The organism is Bradyrhizobium sp. P2_E8, assembly GCF_056403875.1.
The window spans coordinates 1-1,335 of record NZ_JBFUES010001454.1 but is presented as its reverse complement, the minus strand read 5'-3'; the positions used below and the strand labels follow the sequence as shown (position 1 = coordinate 1,335).

The 1,335-nt window shown below is 69.1% G+C and carries 2 protein-coding genes; both read left to right on the top strand.

Annotated elements, in window-relative coordinates:
* Positions 1–992: efflux RND transporter permease subunit (locus tag AC1D00_RS41355; RefSeq protein ID WP_477014671.1), on the top strand; the 992-nt coding region annotated here is incomplete at its 5' end.
* Between the two features lie 2 nt (positions 993–994).
* On the top strand, positions 995–1,335 hold a 341-nt coding region (locus tag AC1D00_RS41350; protein ID WP_477014670.1), incomplete at its 3' end, for a cation efflux transmembrane domain-containing protein.

The following is a 1,335-nucleotide window of genomic DNA, read 5'->3' as shown; positions in this document are numbered from 1 at the left end:
GCCTCAGCCTCAGCGAGGTGCAAAACCTGGTCGAGATCGCGATCGGCGGCAAGCCGGTCGGAAAGCTGTTCGAAGGCGATCGCCGCTTCGACATCGTGGTGCGGCTGCCGGAAAGCCTGCGCGCCAACCCTGACACGATCAAGTCGCTGCCGATCCCGCTGCCGCCGGGCGAGGATGCCGCCGCCGTCACGAAAGCCGCATGGGCGGGTGGAAACACGGCGCTTCGCTACGTGCCGCTGTCCTCCGTCGCGGCGATCGAGATCGCGCCGGGCCCCAACCAGATCAGCCGCGAGAACGGCAAGCGCCGCGTGGTCGTGATGGCCAACGTTCGCGGGCGTGATCTGCGCTCCTTTGTCGCCGAGGCCCAGGACGCGGTCGCGGAGAAGGTCAAGCTGCCGCCGGGGTACTGGATCGGCTGGGGCGGACAGTTCGAGCAGCTGGTCTCCGCCACCAAGCGGCTGACCATCGTCGTGCCGGTGGCGCTGCTGCTGGTGTTCCTGCTGCTGTTCATGGGCACGGGGTCGGCGGCGGATGCGGCGCTGGTGTTCTCCGGCGTGCCGCTGGCGCTGACCGGCGGCGTCGCCGCGCTCTTGCTGCGCGGCATTCCGCTGTCCATCAGCGCCGGCGTCGGCTTCATCGCGCTGTCGGGCGTCGCCGTGCTCAACGGCCTCGTCATCATCGCCTTCATCGAGCGGCTGCGCAGCGAGGGACGTCCCATTGCGGAGGCCGTGCGCGAGGGCGCGCTGACCCGCCTGCGCCCGGTGCTGATGACCGCGCTCGTCGCCTCCCTCGGCTTCTTGCCGATGGCGCTCGCCACAGGTGCCGGCGCCGAGGTGCAGCGGCCGCTTGCGACCGTGGTGATCGGCGGCATCATCTCCTCGACCGTGCTGACGCTCCTGGTGCTGCCGGCGCTCTACGTGCTGTTCCGGCGTGACGGGGCTACCGAAACGCCTACAATGGCGCCTGATTTGGCGGCTTCCGGGGAGCGCTAGATTTGGGCAACCACGACCATCACGGCCATCATCATGACCATGCCGGCCACGCCCATGATCATGGCCATGGTCACGACCACAGCCATGCTCACGGTCCTGGCCACGCGCATGTCCACGCCCCCGCCAGTTTCGGCAAGGCGTTCGCGATCGGCATTTCGCTCAACGTCGCGCTGGTCGTGGCCGAGGCGGTCTACGGCTATATCGGCAACTCCACCGCGCTGCTTGCGGACGCCGGCCACAATCTTTCCGACGTGCTCGGCCTGGTCGTGGCATGGGGCGCCTCGATCGCGGCGCGGCGCGCGCCGCGCGGCCGCTTCACCTACGGCTTTCGCTCCTCCACCAT